23 protein-coding genes are annotated in these 24,881 nt (G+C 69.9%); 5 read left to right on the top strand and 18 right to left on the bottom strand.

Going from position 1 to position 24,881, the window contains the following annotated elements:
- Positions 1-122: 122 nt before the first annotated feature.
- Entirely contained in the window at positions 123-965 is an 843-nt protein-coding gene (locus tag F6A08_RS09830; protein ID WP_124895358.1) for a DUF559 domain-containing protein, read from the top strand.
- 325 nt (positions 966-1,290) lie between these two features.
- On the opposite strand, the gene F6A08_RS09825 is transcribed toward F6A08_RS09830, so the two are convergent.
- The 6 genes from F6A08_RS09825 to truB form a co-directional block, all read right to left on the bottom strand.
- Positions 1,291-2,319, bottom strand: coding sequence for a 6-phosphofructokinase (locus tag F6A08_RS09825; RefSeq protein WP_017203087.1), 1,029 nt, complete (start codon positions 2,317-2,319; stop codon positions 1,291-1,293).
- A 200-nt stretch (positions 2,320-2,519) separates the two neighbouring features.
- Positions 2,520-4,664, bottom strand: a complete 2,145-nt coding sequence (locus F6A08_RS09820) for a DEAD/DEAH box helicase (RefSeq protein WP_017203088.1) — start codon at positions 4,662-4,664, stop codon at positions 2,520-2,522.
- A gap of 223 nt (positions 4,665-4,887) precedes the next feature.
- Positions 4,888-5,838, bottom strand: a complete 951-nt coding sequence (locus tag F6A08_RS09815; protein ID WP_017203089.1) for a bifunctional riboflavin kinase/FAD synthetase — start codon at positions 5,836-5,838, stop codon at positions 4,888-4,890.
- On the bottom strand, positions 5,835-6,272 hold the full coding sequence (locus F6A08_RS09810) for a hypothetical protein (protein WP_225855801.1): 438 nt from the start codon (positions 6,270-6,272) through the stop codon (positions 5,835-5,837). Before F6A08_RS09810 ends, F6A08_RS09815 begins: the two co-directional genes overlap by 4 nt.
- Positions 6,273-6,330: 58 nt before the next feature.
- On the bottom strand, positions 6,331-6,699 hold the full coding sequence (locus F6A08_RS09805; protein ID WP_017203091.1) for a hypothetical protein: 369 nt from the start codon (positions 6,697-6,699) through the stop codon (positions 6,331-6,333).
- Positions 6,696-7,589 (bottom strand): tRNA pseudouridine(55) synthase TruB, encoded by an 894-nt coding sequence (truB, locus tag F6A08_RS09800; protein ID WP_017203092.1) that lies wholly within the window; start codon positions 7,587-7,589, stop codon positions 6,696-6,698. The genes F6A08_RS09805 and truB overlap by 4 nt, the downstream gene beginning before the upstream one ends.
- Before the next feature lie 96 nt (positions 7,590-7,685).
- Between truB and F6A08_RS09795 the strand changes: the two genes are divergently transcribed.
- The gene (locus tag F6A08_RS09795) at positions 7,686-8,582 is read left to right on the top strand and encodes an HhH-GPD family protein (RefSeq protein WP_017203093.1); all 897 of its coding nucleotides are present in this window, start codon (positions 7,686-7,688) and stop codon (positions 8,580-8,582) included.
- A gap of 4 nt (positions 8,583-8,586) precedes the next feature.
- Here F6A08_RS09795 and F6A08_RS09790 read toward each other — a convergent pair whose 3' ends face one another.
- The 6 genes from F6A08_RS09790 to F6A08_RS09765 all read right to left on the bottom strand — a co-directional run bounded on the left by F6A08_RS09790 (position 8,587) and on the right by F6A08_RS09765 (position 16,699).
- Positions 8,587-10,656 carry a helix-turn-helix transcriptional regulator gene (locus F6A08_RS09790; protein WP_151459359.1) on the bottom strand — a complete coding sequence of 690 codons (2,070 nt, stop codon included), beginning with the start codon at positions 10,654-10,656 and terminating at the stop codon, positions 8,587-8,589.
- Positions 10,657-10,818: 162 nt separating this feature from the next.
- Positions 10,819-11,244 carry a 30S ribosome-binding factor RbfA gene (rbfA, locus tag F6A08_RS09785; RefSeq protein WP_017203096.1) on the bottom strand — a complete coding sequence of 142 codons (426 nt, stop codon included), beginning with the start codon at positions 11,242-11,244 and terminating at the stop codon, positions 10,819-10,821.
- 83 nt (positions 11,245-11,327) lie between these two features.
- Positions 11,328-14,078 (bottom strand): translation initiation factor IF-2, encoded by a 2,751-nt coding sequence (gene infB / locus F6A08_RS09780; RefSeq protein ID WP_124895353.1) that lies wholly within the window; start codon positions 14,076-14,078, stop codon positions 11,328-11,330.
- Positions 14,079-14,172: 94 nt separating this feature from the next.
- Entirely contained in the window at positions 14,173-14,427 is a 255-nt protein-coding gene (locus F6A08_RS09775; RefSeq protein ID WP_083391685.1) for a YlxR family protein, read from the bottom strand.
- 62 nt (positions 14,428-14,489) lie between these two features.
- Positions 14,490-15,473: a transcription termination factor NusA gene (gene nusA, locus F6A08_RS09770; RefSeq protein WP_151459358.1), complete on the bottom strand. Its 984-nt coding sequence runs from the start codon at positions 15,471-15,473 to the stop codon at positions 14,490-14,492.
- A gap of 185 nt (positions 15,474-15,658) precedes the next feature.
- Positions 15,659-16,699 (bottom strand): LOG family protein, encoded by a 1,041-nt coding sequence (locus F6A08_RS09765; RefSeq protein ID WP_151459357.1) that lies wholly within the window; start codon positions 16,697-16,699, stop codon positions 15,659-15,661.
- Between the two features lie 114 nt (positions 16,700-16,813).
- Between F6A08_RS09765 and F6A08_RS09760 the strand changes: the two genes are divergently transcribed.
- The gene (locus F6A08_RS09760; RefSeq protein ID WP_151459356.1) at positions 16,814-17,317 is read left to right on the top strand and encodes a pyridoxamine 5'-phosphate oxidase family protein; all 504 of its coding nucleotides are present in this window, start codon (positions 16,814-16,816) and stop codon (positions 17,315-17,317) included.
- 19 nt (positions 17,318-17,336) lie between these two features.
- Here F6A08_RS09760 and F6A08_RS09755 read toward each other — a convergent pair whose 3' ends face one another.
- From F6A08_RS09755 to F6A08_RS17670, 3 genes are read right to left on the bottom strand one after another with little or no spacing between them, the layout of a single operon-like run.
- Positions 17,337-19,097 (bottom strand): proline--tRNA ligase, encoded by a 1,761-nt coding sequence (locus F6A08_RS09755; protein WP_151459355.1) that lies wholly within the window; start codon positions 19,095-19,097, stop codon positions 17,337-17,339.
- A 40-nt stretch (positions 19,098-19,137) separates the two neighbouring features.
- Entirely contained in the window at positions 19,138-19,908 is a 771-nt protein-coding gene (locus F6A08_RS09750; RefSeq protein ID WP_124895350.1) for an isocitrate lyase/PEP mutase family protein, read from the bottom strand.
- Between the two features lie 48 nt (positions 19,909-19,956).
- Positions 19,957-20,118 (bottom strand): hypothetical protein, encoded by a 162-nt coding sequence (locus tag F6A08_RS17670; protein WP_164479503.1) that lies wholly within the window; start codon positions 20,116-20,118, stop codon positions 19,957-19,959.
- On the opposite strand from F6A08_RS17670, the gene F6A08_RS09745 reads away from it, so the two are divergent.
- The gene (locus F6A08_RS09745) at positions 20,098-21,513 is read left to right on the top strand and encodes an RNB domain-containing ribonuclease (RefSeq protein WP_151459354.1); all 1,416 of its coding nucleotides are present in this window, start codon (positions 20,098-20,100) and stop codon (positions 21,511-21,513) included. The two genes, F6A08_RS17670 and F6A08_RS09745, sit on opposite strands and share 21 nt — an antisense overlap.
- Positions 21,514-21,686: 173 nt before the next feature.
- Here F6A08_RS09745 and F6A08_RS09740 read toward each other — a convergent pair whose 3' ends face one another.
- Genes F6A08_RS09740 through ispG form a run of 3 tightly spaced genes read right to left on the bottom strand, consistent with a single transcriptional unit; the run spans position 21,687 to position 24,077 of the window.
- A complete protein-coding gene (locus tag F6A08_RS09740) occupies positions 21,687-22,550 on the bottom strand; it encodes an alanyl-tRNA editing protein (protein WP_151459353.1) in 864 nt (287 codons plus the stop codon).
- A gap of 50 nt (positions 22,551-22,600) precedes the next feature.
- A complete protein-coding gene (locus F6A08_RS09735; protein WP_017203107.1) occupies positions 22,601-22,933 on the bottom strand; it encodes a nuclear transport factor 2 family protein in 333 nt (110 codons plus the stop codon).
- 13 nt (positions 22,934-22,946) lie between these two features.
- Positions 22,947-24,077, bottom strand: a complete 1,131-nt coding sequence (gene ispG / locus F6A08_RS09730) for a flavodoxin-dependent (E)-4-hydroxy-3-methylbut-2-enyl-diphosphate synthase (protein ID WP_017203108.1) — start codon at positions 24,075-24,077, stop codon at positions 22,947-22,949.
- A gap of 77 nt (positions 24,078-24,154) precedes the next feature.
- Between ispG and F6A08_RS09725 the strand changes: the two genes are divergently transcribed.
- Positions 24,155-24,781, top strand: a complete 627-nt coding sequence (locus tag F6A08_RS09725; protein ID WP_151459352.1) for a pyroglutamyl-peptidase I — start codon at positions 24,155-24,157, stop codon at positions 24,779-24,781.
- Positions 24,782-24,881: the final 100 nt, after the last annotated feature.

Genomic DNA, 24,881 nt, shown 5'->3' with positions numbered 1-24,881 from the left:
CTGATCCACGCGCGCGTCGCGTGGGCACGACCTCTCCTACACGGTGCAGTCGACGGTGATTGCTTCCCCAGACCCCGTGCGGGGCGCCCGGGCGACATCCCCGCGGGGCGCAGGCTGGACGGATGACGAAGCCGACGGTCGAGGACTGGGTGCGCGCGCGAGGCGGCTCCGCCCACTCCTCCGCCGCTCGCCTCTCGGGCTTCAGTGATCACGCGGTCCGACGCGCGGTCGATGCGGGCGCACTCCATCGTGTACGCCGATCGTGGCTCGTCACCCCCGACTGCGATCCGCGGCGTGTGGCCGCAGCCTCCGTCGGAGGCCGCGCGACGTGCGTCAGTGCCGCGGCGTTGCAAGGGCTGTGGGAGGTCCGGACGGATGAGGTCCACGTCGCGCTCCCGCACAGCGCATCGCGGTTCGACCCCTCCGGAGTGATCGTCCACCGCGGCCGCGGTCCTGTCCCCGTGCACCCGCGATCCCCCGACGAGCCGGTCCTGAACGTGCTCTTCCACGTCGCGCGGTGTCTGCCCCTGCCGGATGCTCTGGCGATCTGGGAGTCCGCGGTGCGTCGAGGAGCCGTCGACCTCGACGTCCTCGAGCAGGTGAAGTGGCGCTCGTCCGCCGCGTCCCGCATCTCCGCGCTCGTCGGAGATCGCTCGGACTCGGGTCCGGAGTCGACGTTCGTCTCGCTCATGCGCGGGATCGGCGTCGAGGTGCGGCAGCAGGTCTGGGTCGACGGGCATCCCCTCGACGCCATGATCGGCGACCGCCTCGGCGTGCAGATCGACGGCTACGCCCATCACAGCTCCGCCGCGGACCGAAGGCGCGACATGCGAGCAGACGCCCGCCTCGCGCTGCGCGGCTACACGGTCCTCCGGTTCGATACGCAGCAGGTGATGTACGACGCACCCCATGTCGAACGCACCATCCTGACGGCGATGGCGCAGGGTCTTCACCGCAAGCGCTGACTTGCCCCGCTTTCGCGCCGTGCTTCCACTCCCCTGCCAGCACGGCATGAACAGGCGGACGAGCGAGATCAGGCACTCTCCAGCGCGAACGGCCTGAACCGAGCGGAACGCCTGAACTCGCGGGCCTGAACCCTGGCACGCAGGTGCGCAGAATGCGGAGGGCGCCGCCGCGCGGAAACAGGCGGACGAGCGAGATCAGGCACTCTCCCGCACGAACGGCCTGAACCGGGCGGAACGCCTGAACTCGCGGCCTGAACCGAGCGGAACGCCTGAAGCGGCGCGGCCCGGCGCGGCCGAACGCCTGAACGTGCGCGCAGCCGAGAGCTCAGCCGAAGAGCGCGGCAGCCTCGTCGTAGCGGTAGCGCGGCACCGTGTTGAGCTCGCCCAGCGCGTCGGCGAAGGGCACACGGACGATGTCGGTGCCCTGCATCGCGACCATCTGTCCCCAGGCGCCGTCGACGATCGCGTCAGCCGCATGCAGACCGAGCCGCGTGGCGAGCACACGGTCGAACGCGGACGGCGATCCGCCGCGCTGGATGTGTCCGAGGATCGTCGCGCGGGTCTCGATGCCCGTGATGCGCTCGATCTCCGGGGCGAGCAGATCGCCGATGCCGCCCAGCCGGGGCCGGTTGAAGGCGTCGAGGCCCTTGTCGCTGTAGGCCTCTTCCATTCCGAGAAGCTTGAACCCCTCGGAGACCACGACGAGCGGGGCACGTCCGCGGTCGTGGGCGCTGGTGACGAGCTCGGTGATGTCTTCGATGGACATCGGCACCTCGGGGATGCAGATCACGTGGGCGCCGGCGGCCATCCCGGCGTGCAGCGCGATCCATCCCACGTGGCGGCCCATGACCTCGGCGACCATGCAGCGCTGGTGCGAGTCGCCCGTGGTGCGCAGGCGATCCATGGCATCGGTGGCGATGTTGACGGCCGTGTCGAAGCCGAACGAATAATCGGTCGCCTGCAGGTCGTTGTCGATCGTCTTGGGGACGCCGATGACCTTGATCCCATCCTTGGCGAGGCGGTCGGCGGCAGCCAAAGTGCCTTCGCCGCCGATCGCGATGACGCCGTCGATCTTGTGCCCGTACAGGGTCTTGGCGATGTTCTCCGCGCCGCCCCGCTCACCCTCGTAGGGGTTCGTGCGGCTCGTGCCGAGGATCGTGCCGCCGACCTTCGACAGGCCCTTCACCTCGTGTCGCGTCAGCGGCATGAAGTCGCCGTCGACGAGGCCCCGCCAGCCGTCTCGGATGCCGACGAACTCCAGATCGTACGTAGTCGTGCCCTTGAGCACGATGCCGCGGATGACCGCGTTGAGGCCGGGGCAGTCGCCGCCGCTCGTCAGGATGCCGATCTTCATGCTGGTGCCTTCAGACGTTCAGGAGATGGGGGAAAGGCGACGCTGCCTTCGATCGACACTAGCGCTCCGGCGCGCCCGGCGCTATTCGACGTCGGAGAAAACCGTCGATCTTGACAGCCGCCGGCCACCGAATCGACGAAGTTGGCGGTCCCGGCCGATCTTGCCGCAGAACGGACGTTAAGAAACGTCGTTCTTGACGCTCAGGCCGACCCGAGCGCCTGACGCAGCAGGTGCATCAGAGCCGCCAGCTGGACCGGCTCACCTGCCGACTCCTCGACGGCCTCGCCGTCGAGTGCCCGCGCCGCGAGACCCTGCTTCTGGTCGATGAGCTCCGCGATCTTGGTGTCGATCGTGTGCGCCGCGATGATCCGCCACGCGGTCACCGGCTCGCCCTGTCCGATGCGGTGGACGCGGTCGATCGCCTGGGTCTGCTCCGCGGCCGTCCAGGAAAGCTCCGCGAGGACGACGTTCGACGCCGCCTGCAGATTCAGCCCCACACCTGCCGCGGTCAGCGAGCAGACGGCGATTCCGACGTCGGGGTCGCCGTTGAAGTCGTCGATCGCCTGCTGCCGCGCGGTGGTCGTCTGGTCGCCGCGGATCGAGACCGCACGGATGCCGGCGGCGGCGAAGTGCTCCTCCGCCTTGTCCATCACGTCGATGTGCTTCGCGAAGAACACCACCTTGCCGACCGAGCGCTGCAGCTGTGCGGCGTAGTCCGCGGCGAGCTGAGCCTTCGCCTGGCCGATGCGTCGGACCATCGTGAAGACGTTGTCTCCCCCGGTGCCGGCCGCCTTCGACTCCTCGAGCTCGTTCTGCGCGACGAGGCGCACGATGTCGTCGTCGATCTCCCCCGGTGCGAGTCCGCGGTCGCCGCGGGCCTCGATGATCCGCCGGTAACGGGCGGCGAGTCGCTCGCCCAGTTCCCGCTCCGCCTCACGGATGCTGCGTCCGAACTCGTCGTCGAGCTGCACGGGCAGGTCGGCGATCAGCTTGTCGGGCAGGTCGGCCGCGACGTCCTTCTTCTTGCGCCGGACGATGCCCATCGAGATGACGGCGTCCCTCGCTTCCGGGTAGAACGCCTTGTCCGCGGGCGTGAAGCCCGTGGCGTCGAGCTTCTCCATGAGCTCAGGGCCCGGCTTCTCTCCGTTGGTCCAGCCGAGGAAGCGCCAGATGGCGTCGAAGTCCTCGACGTCGTTGATCAGCGGTGTCCCGGTGAGGGCCAGCATGAGCGGATCGTGTCCCGGTGTGCGCTCGCGCACCTGGGCGGCGAGGGAGAGCACGTTCTGGGACCGCTGCGAGGAGAGGTTCTTGATGAAGTGCGCCTCGTCGACGACCATGCCGCGTAGACCGATCGAGGCCAGCCAGGAGAGGTGACGGTCGAGGATCTCGTAGTTGACGATGAAGACGTCCGCGAAGGCGTCGATGTCGGCACCATCGCCCTGGATCACGGTCGCCCGCCGCTGCGGCGTCCACCGCTCGACCTCGCGTGCCCAGTTCATCTTCACGACGTTCGGCACGACGGCCAGCAGCGGGTAGGCCCCGGCGACGGACGCGGCGAGCACGGACTGCGCGGTCTTGCCGAGTCCGGGCTCGTCCGCCAGGAGGAAGCTGCGGTGCCCGGCGCGCACGGCCTCGAGGAAGCGCGACTGATGCACCATGACATCGAGACCCTTGGGCGAGATGTGGTCGAACTCGGGCGCCGGGGGCAGCTCCATGGACGCGGCGGATCCACCGGCGCCCGTCTCGAACGCCTTGTACAGCGGCCCCATGAGCTCCCACCCGTCGAGCCGGCGGCGCGGAGTGGCCGCAGGACGCGGGGTGAGGTCGGGCGCGAGGAACGGATTCGCGAGCTGTCGCGCCTCGACGGAGGGCGGGGTGACCTGACGTTCCGCGATCGCGGCAGGCACGACCGATATCTGCACGGGAGCGGCGTCGGCGATGATGAGCTCCTCGGGAGGCAGCTCCGCCCCCGATTCGAGCAGCCAGTCGCGGCGCATGCGCTTCGCGACGGGCGAGGTCGCCTGGTCGGCCTCGAGCAGCTGGATGAGCGAGGTGTCGCGTGCCGCGGTCTTCGCGAGGATCGTCGCGACACCGTCCAGACGCTTCAGCAGCTCGGCGCGTGCGGGATCGCCGATCTCCGCGTCGGCCTTCACCCTGGCGCGCTCCTCGCGCACCAGGAACGCGATCACCTGGAACTTGACCCGGTTGGTCGGGCCCAGCTTGCCTCGCTGCGACTTCGCCTCGATCTCGCGCACCTTGCGCGCGAGGATCGGGATGAGGGGCGCCTCATCGTCACGTCGGGACGTCTTCTTGCGCCGCGTGGCGGCGGTTGCCGTGGTCGGCATGCTCCTCCTGAGCGTGAAGGCCCTGGTTTCCCCATGAAACCGCGAGCCGTTCTCGTTGTCCGCGTGTGGCGTGAGCCAGGACCGTACGAACAGTGGATCGTCTTCCGCCGCGGCGCGCGGGACGCGCGAGGAACGGCGGAAGCCGATACCCATTCTATGTCATCGCGCCGGCTTCCTGCGGATCATCGCGCCGTGCCGCGGTTCGGCTCTGCGGAAGAGGTGCCTAGGACGAGAGCCCGAGCACGCGCGCAGCGTCGGTGACGTCCGCGGCCATCTGCTCCATGAGCTTCTCGATGCCCTCGAACGCGACCATCCCGCGCAGCCGCTCCACGAACTCGACCGTCACATCGTGGCCGTACAGATCCAGCCCGGTCTCGCCCAGCACGTGCGCCTCCACCTGCCGGACGAGCACGTCGTCGAAGGTGGGGTTCGTGCCGACGGAGATCGCCGATGGGTGCCGGATGCCGGTGTCGTGGTCGACGAGCCAGCCCGCGTACACCCCGTCTGCGGGGACGAACGCGTCGACGATGGTCGACAGGTTCGCCGTCGGGAAGCCGAGCTCCCGACCGCGCTTGAGCCCGTGCACGACTTCGCCGCGCACGTCCGGGTTCCGTCCGAGGACCCTGGCGGCCGCCGTGACGTCGCCGTGCATGAGCAGTTCGCGGATCCAGCTCGACGAGACGCGGCGCGTCGAACCCGGCAGGTACACGTCGTCGACGACCTCCACCGTGAAGCCGTCACGGGGCCCGAGTTCTCGCAGGAGCTCCGGCGTTCCCGCTCCCCTGTTGCCGAAACGGAAGTCCTCGCCGACCAGCACCGTCGACACCTGGAGCGCGTCGACGAGGATGTCGGTCACGAAGTCGTCGGCGCTGCGGGCGGCGAGCTGTTCGTCGAAGGTGAGCACGAGCGTCGCGTCGATCCCGAGCTCGCTCAGCAGCTCGAGCTTGCGGTCGACGGTCACGACGTTCTCGGGGCAGCGATCCGGTCGCAGGACAGCCAGCGGGTTGCGGTCGAACGTGACCACCACCGAACGGCTCCCGCTCGCGGCCGCCGCCTCATTGAGACGGTCGATCACGGCGCGGTGGCCGATGTGCACACCGTCGAACTTCCCGATCGCGACGGCGCTGGGTCCGAAGTCGGACGGGACCTCCTCCGGGCTGCGGAAGACGATCACGCGGCGACCTCGACGGGACGCCCGGCGCCGACAGGACGATGCGTGCGGAGCCACCAGATGCCGAACACCGGGAGGACGAGCGGGATGAACAGGTATCCGCGGCCGAACAGGGACCACACGGTCTCGTGCTGGAACAGCGCCGGCAGCACGATGCTGAGCACCCCCACGACGAGGACACCCGTGAGCTCGAAGACGATCGCCACCCAGGCCACCGTGTACCAGCCGCGGCGGCGGGCGAGCACCAGCGCGAGCGTCGCGAGGATGTACACGACGGCGGCGAGTGCGGACAGCGAGTACGCCAGCGGCGCCTCGTCGAATCGGCGGACGATCTGCACGAAGCTGCGCCCCGTGGCGGCCAGCGCCATGACGGCGTAGACGATCACGAGGACGCGACCGATTCCGGTCATCCGAGTGGTGGGGGCGGTGGAGCTCATAGCGCATTCCATCCTAGAGCCGCGGGAGCGGGCCGGACTCCGCCGTCGTCCCCCGGCGTCACGCGATCTGCACGGACCAGATGACCTGCATGCGCCACAGCATGATCGCGATCGCCACGGCCGCCACGCCGAGGATGACCGTGCTCCAGCGGCTTCGCTCCATGAGCGCCCAGAGCACCGCCCCGATCGGCAGGAGCAGAGCGGAGACGAGATAGACCCAGTACTCGAGCAGGTCGCCCGTCGGCGGGTTGCCCGCCAGCGGCGCGATGATCGCGACGACCACCTGGGCGACGAGGAGCGCCTCCACCAGCGCCAGGGCGCCGACCGTGTAGTCGCTCGGCCGACGACCGGCCAGACCCGCCACGAGGCAGAACAGCCCCGCGGCCACGGCGACCGCGATCTGCACGATCGTGAACCACAGGATCATCGGGCCGCCTCCGGCATGTTCATGGTGCTCTTCAGATCGCTCCCGCGCCTCTCGACGATCCCGATGAGACCGCCCTCGGGGTCGACCGCAGCGGCGATCGCGCCTTCCAGACGCACGGCCTGCCCCGCGAGTCGCTTGCCGTGGCGCAGATCGCGGGCCTCCTCGGCGGACATCGGGAGCACCGGGAGGATGCGTGCTGCGGCCTCGGCCGGAGTGAGGGTCTCCGCGCCCTCCAGGTCGTCGATCCCGACCGCGTCAGCCACCTCGAACGGACCGACTCTGGTGCGACGCAGCGCCGTGAGGTGGCCGCCGACGCCGAGCGCCGCGCCGAGGTCGCGGGCGAGGGAGCGGATGTACGTCCCGGACGAGCAGTCGACCACGACATCGAGGTCGAGGTGTCCATCGCTCTGCCGCTTCTCGAGCATGTCGAATCGCGAGACCACCACCTCCCGTGCGGCGAGGACGACCTCCTCCCCCGCCCGCACACGGTCGTAAGCCCGCCGACCGTCGACCTTGATCGCGGAGACGGCGCTGGGCACCTGGGAGATCTCGCCCGTGAGCTCCCGGATCCCGGCCGCGATCGCCTCATCGCCGACAGCCTCCCAGGCGGATGCGTCCGCCGTCGTGAGGATCTCGCCGTCGGCATCGTCGGTGCTCGTGGTCTGTCCGAGGCGGATCGTGGCCTCGTACGTCTTGTCTGCCCCCACGATGTAGGTGAGCAGCCGCGTGGCGCCCTCGATGCCGAGGACGAGGAGTCCGGTCGCCATCGGGTCGAGCGTTCCGGCGTGTCCCACCTTCCGGGTACCGAACGCCCGCCGTGTCCGCGCGACGACGTCGTGACTGGTCGGCCCCGTGGGCTTGTCGACGAGGAGGATGCCGGGCGAGACCATTCCTCCAGCCTACCGAGGGCCGGAGGCTCCCCTGTTCCTGCGCCGGGGCGTTCGGCGCGGGCGGAGGCGCGGCGACCGCTCCCGTAGGCTGGAAGGATGCCCGGACCGCAGGCCGCTCGCGACGTGACGACACCTCTGTCGGAGTGGTACCGGGCGTCGGCCAGGGATCTGCCCTGGCGACGGCCCGGGTTCCACGACGAGTTCGGCGCCTGGGGCGTGCTCGTGAGCGAGTTCATGCTGCAGCAGACTCCGGTGACACGCGTCATCCCCCATCTCGAGGCCTGGCTCTCGCGCTGGCCGACTCCGGCGTCGATGGCCGCGGCGACCACCGCCGACGTGGTGCGGCAGTGGGCGAACCTCGGCTACCCGCGTCGGGCGCTCTGGCTGCACCGTGCCGCCGTCGAGATCACCGAGCGTCACGGCGGAACGGTCCCCCGTGACGTGGAGGCACTGCTCGCCCTCTCCGGCATCGGCGACTACACCGCTCGTGCCGTCGCGGTGTTCGCGTACGGCGACCGCCATCCGGTCGTCGACACGAACACGCGGCGGGTGCTCGCGCGGGCCATCGGCGGTCAGGCGCAGCCCGGTCCCCCCTCTCGACGCGATCTCGAGCTCATGGCGTCGCTGCTCCCGACCTCGGTGGCGGAGTCCGCCGTGTTCAACGCCGCGGCGATGGAGCTCGGCGCGACCGTATGCACGTCGCGGGCTCCTCGCTGCGAGCTGTGTCCGCTCGCCGGTTCGTGCGCCTGGCTGGCGGCAGGACGACCGGAGAGCCGGGACGAGCGGCGGCGTCAAGCCACGTATGAGGGGTCGGACCGTCAGGCACGCGGAGCCGTCCTGCGCCTTCTGCGGGAGCTCTCCCCCGAGGCTGCGGCCCTGCACGCCGTGCTGCCGGATTGGCCGGACCCGCGTCAGCGCGACCGGGCGATCGACTCCCTCATCGCGGATGGTCTCGCGGAGGCCGACGGCGAGTGGCTCTCTCTGCCTCGCTGACCACTCACAGGTGCTGCTCGAAGCGGTGCGCCAGCACCGTGAGCTCGACCCTGCTGCGGACATCGAGCTTCGCGAACACCCGCCCGAGATGCACCTCGACCGTGCGCACGGACACGTTCAGCGCGGCGGCGATGTCGCGGTTGGCGGCACCGTGCACCGCGCGCATCGCGACCTCCACCTCGCGCGCGGTGAGGCGCAGCGACCAGGCGCGGCGGCAGGCCATGAGCGGGTCGACCGAGGGCACGATGCTCCCCTCTCTCGCGTCGAGGCGATCGAGACGATCCCGGACGGCCCGCGCCCAGGCCGTGGCGCCGGACAGTTCGAAGAGGCGCTCCGCGTACTGCAGGTGCACCCTGGCGGAGGCATGCTCCTGGCGTATCGCCTGCCGGGTGCCCAGCATCGTCTCCACGCGTGCTCGCGCGAACGGAGACCGCAGACTCCGCGCCGTCTCGCTGACCTCTTCGTACTCGGAACGCCAGCGTCCTTCGGCGACGAGGGCGACGCGGGCCCGCAGACACCGCGCGAGCGCGACGTCCGGCGGCGCGATCGACGTCCGTGCCGACGGTTGCCCGGACGCCGCGGCGAGCTCGTCCAGACCGGGAACGGCGATCGCCGTCGCCGGCGACCCGAGTTCGGTCCACAAGCGGATCGCCGCGGAGGCTTCATCGAAGTCACCGGACAGGAATGATCGGATGCCGTGATCGACGAGGCCGTCGGTCCCGACCGACGAGAGTTCGGTCAGCGCGCGAGCGTACGGGCCGAGTTCGCCGAGGACCGCCAGATCGAGCCGTCGTGCGAGCACAACACCGAGTCCGGCCAGCGGGAGCGCGACCGGCAGGGAGAGCGACGACTGGATCAGCCGGTCGCGTGCGCGGCCGATGTCGCCGCGCCAGACGAGCAGCAGCACCTCCACGACGGCCTGACAGGCACGGACGATCGGGCTGTGCCGGTAACCCGGCACGAACGAGGACCGCGTACCGGACGCCATCCCCTCGTCGCCCGCCAGCAGTCGCAGCGCCACGTCGATGTCGCCGGTCACGGCGGCGTCCAGGATCCGGAGCAGACCCCCGTCGGACACCCGCCGATCCGCGCGCCCCAGCGCCTCCGGCTCTCCGACGAGGAGCCAGCTCAACGCGACGACCGCGTCACGCAGCTCCTGATCTGCGCCGGTCCTCGCCGCGCCCTCGCGCAGCGCGTCGAGCCAGCCGCGCATTCCGCGCCGGTCTCCCCGTTCAGCGCACAGCACCGCGCCGATGGCCGCAGCCCTGGTCCAGTGACGCCAGTCGCCGAGGGCGTCCGTGGTCGGGCGCAGCGCGCCGGGATCGAGCTCCGGCACGGCGCCGTGCACGAATGTCTGAGCGACGATGAGGTCGCCGAGGGCCTCGAGACGACGACTCTCGGCGGCATGCGGGAACAGGCGGCTCAATCGCTCGACGGCCTCGACGGCGAGTCCCGCGTCGAGCGCCGACCTTCCGGCGACCAGCTCGACGCCCTCCCGATCCTCACCGATCGCGTGCTGCTCGGCCTCCCGCGCGAGAAGCAGCGCCCGCTCCGGGTGCCCTGCCCGGGCCAGCTGACTGGCGAGGAGTGCGAGGTCGGGCGCGGCCTCCGGAGCCCTCTCGAGCGCGGCCCCCGCTCGGTGCCAGTCGGCGCCCACGGCATCGCCGCAGCGCCGGAAGATCTCGCTCAATCTGGCGTGCACCGCTGCTGTCTCCGCCGTGCCGGTGGTCGCCGCCACCCAGATCCCCAACCGCGCATCGACCAGGCGCACACGACCGGCGTGGATCGTGAGGTGCTCTCCGACGGGGTCGGCGGCGAGATCCGCTGCCGTCCGCCCGTCGAACACGAGCAGCGGATCGAGGGCGTCGTCGAGACCCACCGCGACGGCCAGCAGGAGCCGGCGGTCCCGGGCATCGAGCTCGGTCCCGTGGAATCGCTCGGCGATGGCCGGCACGAGCGGGAGCGGGACCGGAAGGGGCCGCAGACCGTGCCTCTGCTCGGACGTCAACTGCGTGACGACCTCGATGATCGTGGTGCCGTCCCCGTCGAGTCGTGCGGCAAGCCCTGCCAGCACGTGCGGGGCGCAGCCCAGACCCCGGTCGAGGAGTTCGTCGAGGAGCAGCCCGACCGCTGCGGGCGCGACGAAAGACGCCCGCGACGCAGTCGTACCGTCGATGCCGATCCCCCTCAGCTTCGCGGGAGGCGATCCCGCGAGGCCGAGCGTATCAAAAGCGGATCACTCCGAGTCGTCCTCGGCGCGGTACGGATCCGCGTCGCCCGCGTGCGAGGCCGAGGAGGCGAGCTTGGCCACCTCGGCGTCCCGCTCCTGCGCCTGGCGCAGAAGCGCGCCGATGTGGTCCGCGTTCTCCGGGAGCGCGTCGGGGATGAACTCGAGCGTCGGGACCAGTCGCGTGCTGAGCTGACGCCCGACCTCGCTACGCAGCATCCCGGTCGCCGAGGTGAGCGCGGCGCCGCTGGCGATCCGCTCCTCCTCCGTGCCGAGGACCGTGTAGAACACGGACGCATGCTGGAGATCTCCGCTCACGCGCACGTCGGTGATCGTGACGAACCCGAGCCGCGGGTCGCGGAGCCCCTTCTCGAGCCGCTCCGCGAGGATCACGCGGATACGGTCCGCAAGCCGAGCCTGTCGTTCGCCTGCCATTTTTCTCTCCCTGTCCAGGAACCCTCAGGGCGTCCCCCGCTCCGGACCGGAGCAGAGGACGCCCGAGGGGTGATTCGAATAGATCAGCCGCGCGGCTTCTCGACGAGCTCGGTCGTCTCGATCTCGTCGCCGATCTGGATGTCGTTGTACTTGCCGAGTCCGATACCGGCCTCGTAGTCCGTACGGACCTCCGTGACGTCGTCCTTGAAGCGACGCAGCGACTCGATGGCGAGACCATCGGCGATGACGACGCCGTCGCGGATGACGCGGGCCTTGGCGTTGCGCGTGATCGTTCCCGACCGCACGATGACACCGGCGATGTTGCCGAACTTCGAGGAGCGGAACACCTCGCGGATCTCGGCGACGCCCGACTGGACCTCTTCGTACTCCGGCTTGAGCATGCCCTTGAGCGAGCTCTCGATCTCGTCGATCGCGTTGTAGATGACGGAGTAGAAGCGGATGTCCACGCCCTCACGAGCGGCACGCTCGCGCGCCTTCGTGTCAGGACGGACGTTGAAGCCCACGATGATCGCGTTGTCGATCGTCGCCAGGTTCACGTCGGACTCGGTGATCGCACCGACACCGCGGTGGATGATGCGCAGCTGCACCGAGTCGTCGACCTCGATCTTGAGCAGCGACTCCTCGAGCGCCTCGACGGCACCGGAGACGTCACCCTTGATGATGAGGTTGAGCGACTCGACCTTGCCCTCTTCGAGAGCACGGGTGAAGTCCTCGAGCGAGATGCGCTTGCGGGCCTTGGCCAGCTGGGCGTTGCGCTCGACCGCTTCACGCTTCTCGGCGATCTGGCGGGCCATGCGGTCTTCCTCGGTGACGATGAAGACGTCGCCTGCGCGGGGCACGGAGTTCAGACCCTGCACCTGGACCGGACGCGACGGGTAGGCCTCGAGGACCTGCTCGCCGTTCTCGTCCGCCATCGCACGCACACGGCCGTACGCCGTACCCGCGACGATCGCGTCTCCGACCCGGAGCGTTCCGGACTGGATGAGCACCGTTGCGACCGAACCACGACCCTTGTCGAGCTTCGCCTCGATGGCGACACCGCGAGCGGCCTTGTTCGGGTTCGCGGTCAGATCGAGGCCGGCGTCCGCGGTGAGCAGCACGGCGTCCAGGAGCTCCTGGATACCCGTGCCGGCGCGAGCGGAGACGTCGACGAACATCACGTCGCCACCGAACTCCTCAGCGACCAGACCGTACTCGGTGAGCTGCTGACGGACCTTCGACGGATTGGCGTCGGGCTTGTCGACCTTGTTCACCGCGACCACGATCGGCACGTTCGCCGCCTGGGCGTGGTTCAGCGCCTCGACCGTCTGCGGCATGATGCCGTCGTCGGCCGCGACCACGAGGATCGCGAGGTCGGTGACCTGCGCTCCACGGGCACGCATGGCGGTGAAGGCCTCGTGACCGGGGGTGTCGATGAACGTGATCGCTCGCTCGATGCCCTCGTGCTCGGTCCACACCTGGTACGCACCGATGTGCTGGGTGATGCCGCCGGCTTCGCCCTCGATGACGTTGGTCTGACGGATCGCGTCGAGCAGTCGCGTCTTACCGTGGTCGACGTGACCCATGACGGTGACCACCGGAGGACGGATCTCGAGGTCGTCCTCGCTCTCCTCCTCCAGCTCCTTCTCCAGGTCGAGACCGAAGCCCTCGAGGAGCTCCTTGTCCTCATCCTCGGGAGAGACCATCTGGATCTTGTAGCCGAGCTCCTCGCCGAGGACCTCGAACGTCGCCTCGTCCAGCGACTCGGTGGCCGTGGCCATCTCGCCGAGGTTGAAGAGGATCGTCACGAGGGTTCCGGGCTGGACCGTGTAACCGGTCAGCGTCTCGATCTTGTCGGCGAAGTCCGCGATGGATGCGCCGCGACGCATGCGGATGATCTCTCCGTTGCCGCGGGTGACGTTGACGCCACCGACGACCGGAGCACTCCGCATCTCGAACTCTTGCCGCTTCGCCCGCCGCGACTTGCGCTGCTTGCTCTTGCCGCCGCCCTTGCCGAAGGCACCAGCGGTACCACCGCCGGGACCACGACCACGGCCGCCGCCACCGCCGGGGCGACCGGCGAAGCCGCCGCCAGGACGAGCACCGGGTCCACCGGCACCGGGTCCACCGGCACCGCCGGGACGACCGGGGCCGCCGGGACGCTGCTGGAACGGAGCACCGGGACGACCGCCCTGACCGCCACGAGGCGCTCCGGGACGAGGCGAGCCGGGACGAGGCGCACCCGGACGCGGGGCGCCGGGACGAGGAGCCTGCGGACGCGGGATGTTGCCGGGCGTCGGGCGCTGGCCCATGCCCTGCGCCGAGGCGAAGGGGTTGTTACCCGGACGGGGGCCGGCCGGGCGCTGGCCCATACCCTGTGCCGAGGAGAACGGGTTGTTCCCGGGGCGGGGGGCGCCGGGCGTCGGTGCGCCGCCTTCTGCGGGCTTCGGGGCACCGGGAGCCGGAGCCGCCGGGGCCTGCGCGGAGGGAGCCGGTGCCGCGGGAGCGGGAGCGGCAGGCGCCGGTGCTGCCGGAGCAGCCGCCTCCGGGGCGGGCTTCGGTCCGGGCTTGGGGCCAGGGGTCGGCGCAGGCTTCGCGCCGGGCTTCGGTGCGGGCTTCGCCGCAGCGGGCTTGCCGGCGGGAGCGGACTCCGCCGAACCCTTGAGCGAACCGTCGGCCTCGATCGCCGCACGCAGCTTGCGCGCCACCGGCGGCTCGATGGTCGAGGACGGGCTCTTCACGAACTCGCCGAGTTCCTTCAGCTTCGCAAGAGCGACCTTGCTGTCGACGCCGAGTTCGGCGGCGATCTCATGTACGCGTGGTTTACCAGCCACAATTCTCCTGTCTGAGTCGGTCCACCCAGACAGGGCAGACCACTAGTCGCGGACGGGTCTCATTTCGAGCCGTTCACTTTGTTTCCATAGCTGTTCAGCCTTTGTTTCTTGGTGGGTGCTGTTCGAAGGTCCGTGTGTCCAGCTGAGTGGTCACACGCAGTGCTCGTCCGAAAGCCCGTCGCCGCAGAGCGGCCTCCATGCATTCGGGTGTCGGATGCACCCACGCGCCGCGCCCCGGCAGGACAGCACGCTCATCGGGGATGAGGGTGTCGTTCTGGGCAACCACCCTGAGCAGAGTGGAGCGGGGAGCACGCGTGCGGCAACCGACGCACGTTCGTACGGGTTCCATCTTACACCTGCGTTTCACCCCGCCTCGTCCGCGGACGGGCGTGGCGGGAGGCCGGAGCCCGGTCAGTCGAGGACGCTGTCGGGCTGGATGTCGATCTTCGCGCCCGTCAGCTTGGCGGCGAGTCGGGCGTTCTGGCCCTCCTTGCCGATGGCGAGCGACAGCTGATAGTCCGGCACCAGGGCGCGCACGGCCTTGGTGCCGGCATCGAGCACGAACGCGCTCGTCACCTTGGCGGGCGAGAGGGCGTGGGCCACGAAGGTCGGCAGATCGGCGTCGTAGTCGACGATGTCGATCTTCTCCCCCGCGAGTTCCTCGGTCACCGCGCGCACGCGACGGCCGAGCTCGCCGATGCAGGCGCCCTTGGCGTTGATGGACGGGTCGTTCGCCTTCACCGCGATCTTGGTGCGGTGGCCCGCCTCGCGAGCCAGCGCGACGATCTCGACCAGCCCTGCGGCGATCTCCGGCACCTCGAGGGCGAAGAGCTTGCGGACGAGACCGGGGTGCGTGCGCGAGACGGTGATCTGCGGACCCTTGAGGCCCTTGGCCACGCTCGTGACGTAGACGCGCAGACGCGATCCGTGCGCGTACTCCTCGCCGGGCACCTGCTCCTCCGGGGGCAGGATCGCCTCGACCGAGCCCAGATCCACGTGGATCATGCGCGGGTTCGGACCCTGTTGGATCACGCCGGCGACGATGTCGCCCTCTTTGCCCTTGAACTCGCCCAGCACGGCGTCGTCCGCGATGTCGCGCAGACGCTGGCTGATGACCTGCTTCGCGGCGAAGGCGGCGATGCGTCCGAAGTCGTCCGGGGTCGCGTCCTCCTCGCCGATGATCGCGTCCTCCTCGTCACGGACGACCTGCAGCACGGCGACGTGGCCGGTCTTGCGATCGAGGTGCACCCGGACGCCTTCAGGGGTGGCGCCGTCTGCGGAGACGTGCTTGGAGTACGCGGTCAGGATCGCCTGCTCGATGATCGCGACGAGTTCGTCGAAGGGGATCGCCTTCTCCTTCTCGATCCCTCGCAGCAGACTCAGTTCGATGTCCATGACGGCCTCCCTATTCAGCTCTCGTCGCGCCTGTTCGCACGCGCGACATCCGTACAACGATACCCTGCGTCCCGGCGGCACTGCCACGCCGCCGCCTCACCCGCGCACGCAGGCTGACGCGCCGCATCAGGCGTGCGGACGCAGAAACCGCCTGAACCGGCGGGAACGCCTGAACCGGCGCGGGGTCAGTCCTTCGGTGCGGAGGAGAGGGCGTTGATCGCGCCGATCAGGCGGAAGAGGTTGCCGACCTGGCGCTGATCCAGGTGCAGGGCGAGGCGCGGCAGGTCGAGGCGATCGTCGTCGGCGACCTCGGGCGACCGGGGCACGGTCCGCTCGATGCGGCCGGTCGAGAGAATCGCTGCGAACTCCGTGTTCAGCTCTTCGATCTCCTCATCCGTCGGCTCGGCCTTGAGACGCAGCACCAGCGTGTCCCCGACCCAGCGCAGCGAGTCGTAGTTGCGCCAGAAACCGGTGATCTCGGCGCGCGCCGCCTCGACGGAGTCGGTGATGACCACCCGATCGAAGTCCCCCGGGGAGATCACCCCCATCGGGGCGAGGTGCTCGTCGACGAACCGCCGCATCCCCTCCCAGAACGATCCGCCCTTCTCGTCGAGCAGCACGATGGGCGTCGGCTCGGCCTTGCCCGTCTGCTGGAGGGTGAGCAGCTCGAACATCTCGTCGAGGGTGCCGAACCCGCCGGGGAGGCAGATGAAGCCGCTCGACTCCTTGATGAGCATGAGCTTGCGGGTGAAGAAGTACTTCATCGCGACGACCTGATCGCTCCCCGCGACGAGACTGTTCGCCTTCTCCTCGAAGGGCAGCCGGATCGAGACGCCGAGCGACAGCGCGGGGCCAGCGCCCTCGGCCGCCGCCTGCATGATCCCGGGCCCTGCACCCGTGACGACCATCCAGCCGTCGCTCGCGAGCGCCGCGGCGACGTCGCGTGCCTGCCGGAAGAGGGGGTCGTCGGGGCGGGTGCGCGCGGAGCCGAACACGGTCACCTTGGGCACACCCCGGAAGGGCGCGAACAGACGGAAGGCATCGCGCATCTCGGCCAGAGCGGCGGAGGCGATCTTGAGATCGAGGCGGTCGGTGCCGTCCTCCCCGAGGAGCAGCGCGGTCCGCAGCATCCGCATCACGAGCCGACGGTCGGTGGACACGCCGGCCTCGTCCAGCACATGGTTGATCTCGTCGCTCAGAGCTGCCGGCAGCATTTCCTCGGTCATGATCCCAGCGTCCCATGGGGCGTGCAGTGGGCGACGCGCAACGCCGAGGGAGCACGCGCGATGAGCGGTGTCAACGCCCGTGCCCGACGCGTCCGCACGCGGCATCATGGCGGCATGACAGAGATCACCCGACCCGAAGCCCTCGCCCGCGTCGCCGAGCTCGTGGAGGACATCGACTTCACGATGCTCACGACCACCGACCCGGAGGGCAACCTCGTCAGCCGTCCGATGTCGACACGACAGATGGACGACGCGGGCGCCATCTGGTTCTTCACTGCCGAGGACACCGAGAAGGTCGAAGAGGCTCGCCGTCATCATGACGTCGGGCTGGCCTACTGCGACGCGAAGGGCATGCGCTACGTGTCGGTCGCCGGTACCGCCGAGATCGTGCACGATCGCGCGAAGATGCAGGAGCTCTACTCCCCCTCGCTCGACATCTGGTTCGAGGACGGGCTGGACACGCCCGGAATCGCGCTGCTCAAGGTGACACCGGTCGTCGCCGAGTTCTGGGAGCCCGCGAAGGGGAAGGTCGCGATGGCCGCCGGGGCGCTCAAGGCGCTGGTGACCCGAGACACCCCGGACGACGACACCATGAACCACGGCCGCATCACCTGCTGAGCGGCAGGCACAGCGGGCGTCAGCGAGTGGAGCTGAGCCGCTCCACCGCGTCGGCGACCGAGACGGCCTCGCGCTCGCCCGTGCGACGATCCCAGAACTCGACCTGGCCGTCGGCGGCTCCCCGGCCGACGATCACGATCTTCGGCACGCCGACGAGCTCCGCATCGCCGAACTTGACACCCGGGGACACCTTCGGACGGTCGTCGTAGAGCACGTCGAGTCCTGCGGCTTCGAGCTGGGCGGAGAGGTCCTCGGCGACGTCGAAGGCGACCTGATCGCGACCGGCAGCGACCACCTGCACGTCGAAGGGCGCGACCGACGACGGCCAGATCAGGCCCTTGTCGTCGTTGTTCAGCTCCGCGATGATCGCCAGGATGCGGGTGACGCCGATCCCGTAGGAGCCCATCGTCACGGTGACGAGCTTGCCGTTCTCATCGAGCACCTTGAGGCCCAGAGCCTCGGCGTACTTGCGGCCGAGCTGGAAGACATGACCGATCTCCATACCGCGTGCCAGCTCCACGGGACCGCTCCCGTCGGGCGCGGGGTCACCGGCGCGGACGTTCGCGATCTCGACGATCCCGTCCGCCTCGAAGTCACGGCCGGCCACCACCGAGTGCGCGTGCTTCTGATCGACGTTCGCACCCGTGATCCAGCTGGTGCCCTCGCTCACGCGGGGGTCGACGAGATAGCGGATGCCGGTCGCCGACTCCTCACCGAGGACGGCTCCCGTCGGCGACCAGGGCCCGATGTATCCCTTGACGAGCAGGGGGTTCCGTTCGAAGTCCTCGGCGGTGGCGGTCTCGACCTCGGCCGGCGCGAAGGCCACCTCGGCACGCTTCTCGTCGACCTCGCGGTCTCCGGGGATGCCGACGATCACGAGCTCCCGCGTGCCGTCGAGGTGCTTCAGCGCCAGCACGACGTTCTTGAGGGTGTCTGCCGCGGTGAACTCGCCGTCGAGGACGCGGTTGGCATGCGCGACGAGCGTCTCGATCGTGGGCGTGTCCGGGGAGTCGAAGATCACGGGCGACGCGTCGGCGTCGAACGCGACAGGCTCGGGTACAGCGGTCGTGAACGCCTCGACGTTGGCCGCATAACCGCCGGCGCTGCGCACGAACGTGTCCTCGCCGACCGGCGTCGGGTGCAGGAACTCCTCGCTGCGGGATCCGCCCATCGCCCCGGCGTCGGCCTGGACGATCGCGTACTCGAGTCCGAGGCGCTGGAAGATCCGCTCGTACGCGTCGCGCTGCGCCTGGTAGCTCGCGTCCAGCCCCTCGTCCGAGGAGTCGAAGGAGTAGGCGTCCTTCATCGTGAACTCGCGCCCGCGGAGCAGCCCCGCCCGCGGACGAGCCTCGTCTCGGTACTTGTCCTGGATCTGGTAGATCGTCAGGGGCAGGTCCTTGTACGAGGAGTACAGGTCCTTCACCAGCAGCGTGAACGCCTCCTCGTGCGTGGGCGCGAGAAGGTAGTCGCCGCCCTTGCGATCCTGCAGGCGGAACAGCAGGTCGCCGTACTCGTCCCACCGCCCCGTCGCCGCATAGGCCTCGCGGGGCATGAGGGCAGGGAAATGGACCTCCTGCGCGCCTGCCGCGGCCATCTCCTCGCGGACGATCGTCTCGATCCGCGACTTCACTCGCAGGCCCAGCGGGAGCCACGCGAAGATGCCGGCCGCCTGCGGTCGGATGTAACCGGCGCGGATCAGCAGCTTGTGGCTGGCGACCTCTGCGCCGGCAGGGTCTTCGCGGAGCGTGCGGAGGAAGAAGTTCGAGAGACGAGTGACCACGGAGCAAGTCTAGTGAACCGCGGCCACCCGTCCCGGACGCTCAGTTGAGCGCGGGGAGGTTCGCCGGGACGACGCCGCCCGCGTAGAGGTCGGCGGCGAGCTCCTGCAGCGCGGTCAGAGCCACCCGCTGAGGAAGAGGGCCGTACGAGATGCGCGCGACGCCGAGCTTCTCATACTCGGACGCCGCGAGCGCACCCGGGATCCCGATCACGCTGACCTTGCGTTCGCCGATGCCCTCCACGAGCTGACGGGTCACGTTCATGTCGAGGATGCCGGGAACGAAGACCGCGGTGGCTCCGGCGTCGAGGAAGGCGCGTCCGCGCTGGATCGCATCGGCGATGCTCTCCTCGACCGGACGATGGCCCGCACGGACGAAGGCATCCGTCCTGGCGTTCAGCGCGAACGGCACGCCCTCGGCCTCCGCCGCCTTCACGATGGCTTCGACGGCGGCGACGGACTCGGCGAGCGGCTTGAGCCGGTCCTCGACGTTCGCCCCGACGACACCGGCTCCGATCGCGAGCCGCGTGGTCTCCCCCGCGTCGCCGTACCCGTCATCCAGATCGGCGGTGACGGGCACGGGCACGGCGGCGGCGATGCGCCCGACCATGTCGATCATGATCTCGCGCGGCGTCGTTCCGTCCTCGAAGCCGAAGGACGCCGCGACCCCGTGGCCCGCGGTCGCGATCGCCTTCGTCTCGGGAAGAGCGGCGACCGCGCGAGCGGACACCACGTCCCACACGTTCACGACGCGGAGGATCTCCGGTGCGTCATAGAGTCCGACGAGGGTCTGTGCCTTGGCTGCAGTGGTCATGCCTCCACGCTAACGCGGGTTGTCCTCGACGGGGCCGTGTTCGACGGGTCAGGCCTTGAGCACCACCTTGAGCGCCTTGGTCTCGGCGGCGCGGCTGAAGGTGTCGTACGCGTCCTGGATGTCATCGAGCGCGAAGCGGTGCCCGCTCAGCGCGACCGGTGCCGGAGGCCGGCCGCCTAGGGTGGAGCCATGCCGCAGCGCCGATCCCACGTCGCCCCCTCCGCCGCCCAGACCGAGCTCGCCGCGGCCCTCGCCGCCCTGCGGGAGACCCTGGAGGCTCCGACGGACTTCCCCGTGGAGGTGCTCGCCGAGGCGGAGACGCTGACGGCTCCGGCGCCGGAGCTCGATCTCCGGGATCTCCCGTTCGCGACGCTCGACCCTGCGGGCGCACGCGACCTGGATCAGGCGTTCCACCTGGAGCGTGACGGCGACGGCTACCTGGTGCGCTACGCGATCGCGGATGTCCCCGGCTTCGTCGTGCCGGGAGGCGCGGTGGACGCCGAGGCGCGTCGCCGCGGACAGACCCTGTACGCGGCGGACGGCACCATCCCGCTGCATCCGCCGACACTGAGCGAGGATCGCGCCTCGCTGCTGCCCGACGTCGACCGCCCTGCGCTCGTGTGGACGTTCACCCTCGACTCCGACGGCGCCGTGACCGATTTCCGGTTGCAGCGCGCGCTCATCCGGTCCCGGGCGCAACTGGACTACGCGACGACGCAACGGGCCCTGGACGCCGGAGAAGGCGGTCCCGCTGCCCTGCTGCCGGAGATCGGCGCCCTGCGTCTCGAACAGGAGCGTCGACGCGGGGGCGCCAGTCTGAATCTGCCGGACGAGGAGGTGGTGCGCACGCCCGACGGCGGGTACGCGATCGAGCGGCGCAGCCCCCTGCCGGTCGAGGAATGGAACGCGCAGCTCTCGCTCATGACGGGCATGGCGGCCGCATCGCTCATGCTCGACGCGGGTGTGGGCATCATCCGAACGATGCCGGAGCCGGATGAGGCGGCCTTCGAGGCGTTCCGGCATCAGACGGCGGCGCTCGGCCGTCCCTGGGTCGGCGGGACCTACGGAGAGTACCTTCGTGGTCTCGACCGTGCCGACCCGATGACCCTGCCCGTGCTCGAGGCGGCGGCGTCCCTGTTCCGCGGCGCCGGATACATGGTGTTCGACGGGGAGGCGCCGAAAGACGCCGTTCAAGCCGCCATCGCAGCCCCGTACGCGCACGCGACCGCTCCCCTGCGCCGCCTCGTCGACCGGTGGGCCCTCGCGATCTGCCTCGCCGCATCGGCAGGAGAACCCGTGCCGCCGTGGGTGCGCTCCTCCCTCGGCGATCTCCCCGCCCTGATGCAGCAATCCGGACAGCGCGCCTCGCAACTGGACGCGGCCACGATCAATCGGGTCGAGGCGGCGCTCCTGACGCCTCTGGTCGGGCGAAGCCTCGAGGCGACCGTGATCGAGCTGCGGGGCGACCGGGCAGCCATCCAGATCGCAGACCCCGCCGTCACAGCCACCGCGCCCGTGCCCGCCGACGCGAAGCCGGGTGACATCCTCCGGCTGCGCGTCGTCCGCGCGGACATCTCCGAGGGAGTGGTCGAGTTCGCCGTCTGAGCCCTCCCCGGCCGCTACGCTGACCGGATGGATCACGCGGGACTCGCCGAGCGACCTCGCCGGATCAGGCGATCCCGCCGGGTCAGGCAGTTTCCCGCCAGAAGCGCCTGATTCCGCAGGGTTGCCTGATGCGGGTGGGCCGTCACCCGAGGAAGCCTCCGGGTGTCACGGGGTCAGGCGCGGGTCGCGGTCGTGGTCATGACGAGTAGCTGAGGGTCGCTGAGGTCGAGCGAGACCGAGATCGAGGCGAACTCGTCGAGCGAGGCGACGTGCGTCCCGCCGCACAGGATCACGGCCTCCCCCTCAGGGAGGTCGCAGCGCCAGCGTCGACGGTCCACGATCGTCGGGCCCTCGACCTCGATGAGGCTCGCCGCGCCGGAGGCGACCCAGGCCGCGAGCTGAGCATTGATGCGCTGCTCCCGATCGGAGAGCGTGGCAGCGAACGTCTCGGTGTCGAACCCGGCACGACGCAGACTCTTGCCGAGTCGGTACTCGTCGACCGCGCCGTCCTCATGGATGCGGCTGGACTGGTTCGCGCGCCCCTCGAAGTCGGGATTGCCCAGCGCATCCTCCCCCGGGTCCTTGCGCCAGAGGTCCGCGACTGCGAGATCCAGGGCGAGAGAAGCGAGGTGACATGCGGTGTGGCCGCGGCTCAGCCCGGCACGGTGACCCTCGTCGACCGCGAGAGACACTCCCGCACCCTGCGTGAGCCAGGCCGGTGCAGCGCCGTCGAGTCGATGGCCGACCAGCCAGGTCCATCCCTCGGCTCCGCGCTTGACGGGGATGACGCTTCCGACCGCGAACTCGCCCTCGTCCGACACAGCCGCCATGAGCGCCTCGGTCACGCGGACGGATCCGCCGCCGGCCGTCAGCACACCGACATCACCGGGCTGGTCGGGCCAGGTGTGGTCGACCGGGTGGAACGGCGTGGCGTCGACGACGACCACCGCCCCCTCGGGGTCGTCGGCCACGCGGGTCACGACGGCGTCTCCTCGGAGGGTGCCGTCCGGGAAGGTGACGATCGTGGGCGTGGTCATGGGTCTCCTCGGAAAGGGCTCCCTCGACGGGGCCGATGCGGTGGGCGGTGTCAGTGCGATGGCGGGATCGTGAAGCTGGCGAGCTTGGCGCCCTCGACGACGAAGATCCCGTCGGACTCTCCGTTGAAGACGCGACTGGACCATCCGAATCGGATGCGCGTCGTGTCGCCGTCCGTCGCGGCGGAGAGCACCGTCATCCGTGCCCCCGCGCCGATCGCGTCGGTGTCCGCCCAGCTGCGCACGCCGTCAGCACCCGCCTTGACGGTGCCCCAGTCGTTCACGAAACCGTCCGCGGTGAATGCGTCGACGAAGGCCGCGGTGTCCCCGGCGTTGATCGCATCGATCATCGTCTGGACCGGCGCTGGCAGGAGGAAGTCGGACACGGTGCTCCTCCGCTCAGGCGGTGACGACCTGGGCTGTGCCGAGCGGCGCCTCCGGGCCCATCTCGGCGGCGATCCGGTTGGCCTCTTCGATCAGGGTCGCGACGATGTCGGCCTCCGGCACCGTCTTGATGACCTCGCCCTTGACGAAGATCTGCCCCTTGCCGTTGCCCGATGCCACGCCGAGGTCGGCCTCACGGGCTTCACCGGGTCCGTTCACGACGCAGCCCATGACGGCGACGCGCAGCGGCACGGTCATGTCCTTGAGTCCCTCGGTCACGTCTTCGGCGAGCGTGTACACGTCGACCTGGGCGCGTCCGCACGAGGGGCAGGACACGATCTCGAGCTTGCGCTCGCGCAGATTGAGCGACTGCAGGATCTGATGTCCGACCTTGACCTCCTCGGCGGGCGGCGCCGACAGGGACACGCGGATGGTGTCGCCGATTCCCTCACCGAGCAGGATGCCGAACGCCGTGGCGCTCTTGATCGTGCCCTGGAACGCCGGTCCTGCCTCGGTGACGCCGAGGTGCAGCGGCCAGTCGCCGCGCTCGGCCAGCTGGCGGTACGCCTTGACCATCACGACGGGGTCGTTGTGCTTGACGGAGATCTTGAAATCGTGGAAATCGTGCTCCTCGAACAGCGACGCCTCCCAGACGGCGCTCTCCACGAGGGCCTCCGGGGTCGCCTTGCCGTACTTCTCGAGCAGACGGCGGTCGAGCGAGCCCGCATTCACGCCGATGCGCAGCGAGACACCGGCGTCCTTGGCAGCCTTCGCGATCTCTCCGACCTGGTCGTCGAACTTGCGGATGTTGCCGGGATTGACCCGCACGGCAGCACAGCCCGCGTCGATCGCCTGGAAGACGTACTTCGGCTGGAAGTGGATGTCGGCGATCACCGGGATCTGGCTCTTCTTGGCGATGATGTGCAGCACGTCGGCATCGTCCTGCGACGGAACCGCCACGCGCACGATCTCGCAGCCCGACGCCGTCAGCTCGGCGATCTGCTGCAGAGTCCCGTTGATGTCGGTGGTCTTCGTCGTCGTCATCGACTGCACGCTGACGGGGGCGTCACCACCCACGAGCACCTTGCCCACCTTGATCTGCCGAGACTTCCGGCGCGGGGCGAGGACTTCGGGGATCTTCGGCATTCCGAGGTTCACTGCTGGCACCCCCTCAGCCTACGCCGCTCGGATGCATGCGGGCTGGAAGCGCCTAGCCTGAGAGCATGCCCGTCATCCTGCTCACCGGCTTCGAACCGTTCGCCGGCTCCGACCGCAACCCGTCGGCAGAGGCCGTCGAAGCCGTGGCGCAGGGCTACGACGGCCCCCATGACCTCGTCGTCGCGACCCTGCCGGTCGCCTTCGACACCTCCGCGCGGCATCTGCGGGAGCTCATCGCGCAGCACTCTCCTGATGCCGTGGTCGCCACCGGCCTCGCCGGGGGAAGCGCGCAGATCGCGATCGAACGCCTCGGGGTGAATCTGATCGACGCGCGGATCCCCGACAACGACGGCGCCCGACCCGTCGACGCGCCCAGCGAACCGGGCGGGCCGGCCGCGCGCTTCTCCACTCTCCCCGCCAAGCTCCTGGTGAAGGAGCTCACGCTCGCCGGTCTCCCGGCGCGCGTCTCCCTCTCCGCCGGCACATACGTCTGCAACCACGTGCTGTACACCGCACTGGGGGCGGTCCGCACCGACGCCGTCGCCGGCTTCGTGCACCTGCCCTGGTCGACCAGCACCGCGCCCGACGGCGCACCGCACCTGCCGGAGGAGGAGCTGGCCCTGGCCGTTCGCCTCATCGTGGATCACGTCTTCGACGCCGAGGTCCGGGAGGCGGGCGGCACCATCTGGTGACGTCATCGCGCCGGGGAGCGCCGTGACCGTGTGGTAGTTTCGGCCCATGCTCGCGAACTTCACCTGGTGGCCCGCCTTCTAGGCGGTGTGTTCGCGTTCC

The organism is Microbacterium algeriense (genome assembly GCF_008868005.1).
Classification (GTDB): domain Bacteria; phylum Actinomycetota; class Actinomycetes; order Actinomycetales; family Microbacteriaceae; genus Microbacterium; species Microbacterium algeriense.
The sequence above is the reverse complement of the archived record's forward strand: the minus strand, read 5'-3'. Positions and strand labels throughout refer to the sequence as shown.

What these genes read in the sequence shown, in the direction of transcription:
- F6A08_RS09825 (WP_017203087.1), bottom strand. Translation starts at nt 2,319, where the DNA reads ATGAAGATCGGCATCCTGACGAGCGGCGGCGACTGCCCCGGCCTCAAC.
- rbfA (WP_017203096.1), bottom strand. Translation starts at nt 11,244, where the DNA reads ATGGCAGGCGAACGACAGGCTCGGCTTGCGGACCGTATCCGCGTGATC.
- F6A08_RS09820 (WP_017203088.1), bottom strand. Translation starts at nt 4,664, where the DNA reads ATGCCGACCACGGCAACCGCCGCCACGCGGCGCAAGAAGACGTCCCGA.
- F6A08_RS09745 (WP_151459354.1), top strand. Translation starts at nt 20,098, where the DNA reads ATGCCGCAGCGCCGATCCCACGTCGCCCCCTCCGCCGCCCAGACCGAG.
- F6A08_RS09750 (WP_124895350.1), bottom strand. Translation starts at nt 19,908, where the DNA reads ATGACCACTGCAGCCAAGGCACAGACCCTCGTCGGACTCTATGACGCA.
- F6A08_RS09830 (WP_124895358.1), top strand. Translation starts at nt 123, where the DNA reads ATGACGAAGCCGACGGTCGAGGACTGGGTGCGCGCGCGAGGCGGCTCC.
- F6A08_RS09805 (WP_017203091.1), bottom strand. Translation starts at nt 6,699, where the DNA reads ATGATCCTGTGGTTCACGATCGTGCAGATCGCGGTCGCCGTGGCCGCG.
- F6A08_RS09740 (WP_151459353.1), bottom strand. Translation starts at nt 22,550, where the DNA reads ATGACCACGCCCACGATCGTCACCTTCCCGGACGGCACCCTCCGAGGA.
- nusA (WP_151459358.1), bottom strand. Translation starts at nt 15,473, where the DNA reads ATGGACATCGAACTGAGTCTGCTGCGAGGGATCGAGAAGGAGAAGGCG.
- F6A08_RS09760 (WP_151459356.1), top strand. Translation starts at nt 16,814, where the DNA reads ATGACAGAGATCACCCGACCCGAAGCCCTCGCCCGCGTCGCCGAGCTC.
- truB (WP_017203092.1), bottom strand. Translation starts at nt 7,589, where the DNA reads ATGGTCTCGCCCGGCATCCTCCTCGTCGACAAGCCCACGGGGCCGACC.
- F6A08_RS09775 (WP_083391685.1), bottom strand. Translation starts at nt 14,427, where the DNA reads ATGGAACCCGTACGAACGTGCGTCGGTTGCCGCACGCGTGCTCCCCGC.
- F6A08_RS09725 (WP_151459352.1), top strand. Translation starts at nt 24,155, where the DNA reads ATGCCCGTCATCCTGCTCACCGGCTTCGAACCGTTCGCCGGCTCCGAC.
- ispG (WP_017203108.1), bottom strand. Translation starts at nt 24,077, where the DNA reads ATGCCGAAGATCCCCGAAGTCCTCGCCCCGCGCCGGAAGTCTCGGCAG.
- F6A08_RS09765 (WP_151459357.1), bottom strand. Translation starts at nt 16,699, where the DNA reads ATGACCGAGGAAATGCTGCCGGCAGCTCTGAGCGACGAGATCAACCAT.
- F6A08_RS09795 (WP_017203093.1), top strand. Translation starts at nt 7,686, where the DNA reads ATGCCCGGACCGCAGGCCGCTCGCGACGTGACGACACCTCTGTCGGAG.
- F6A08_RS09810 (WP_225855801.1), bottom strand. Translation starts at nt 6,272, where the DNA reads ATGAGCTCCACCGCCCCCACCACTCGGATGACCGGAATCGGTCGCGTC.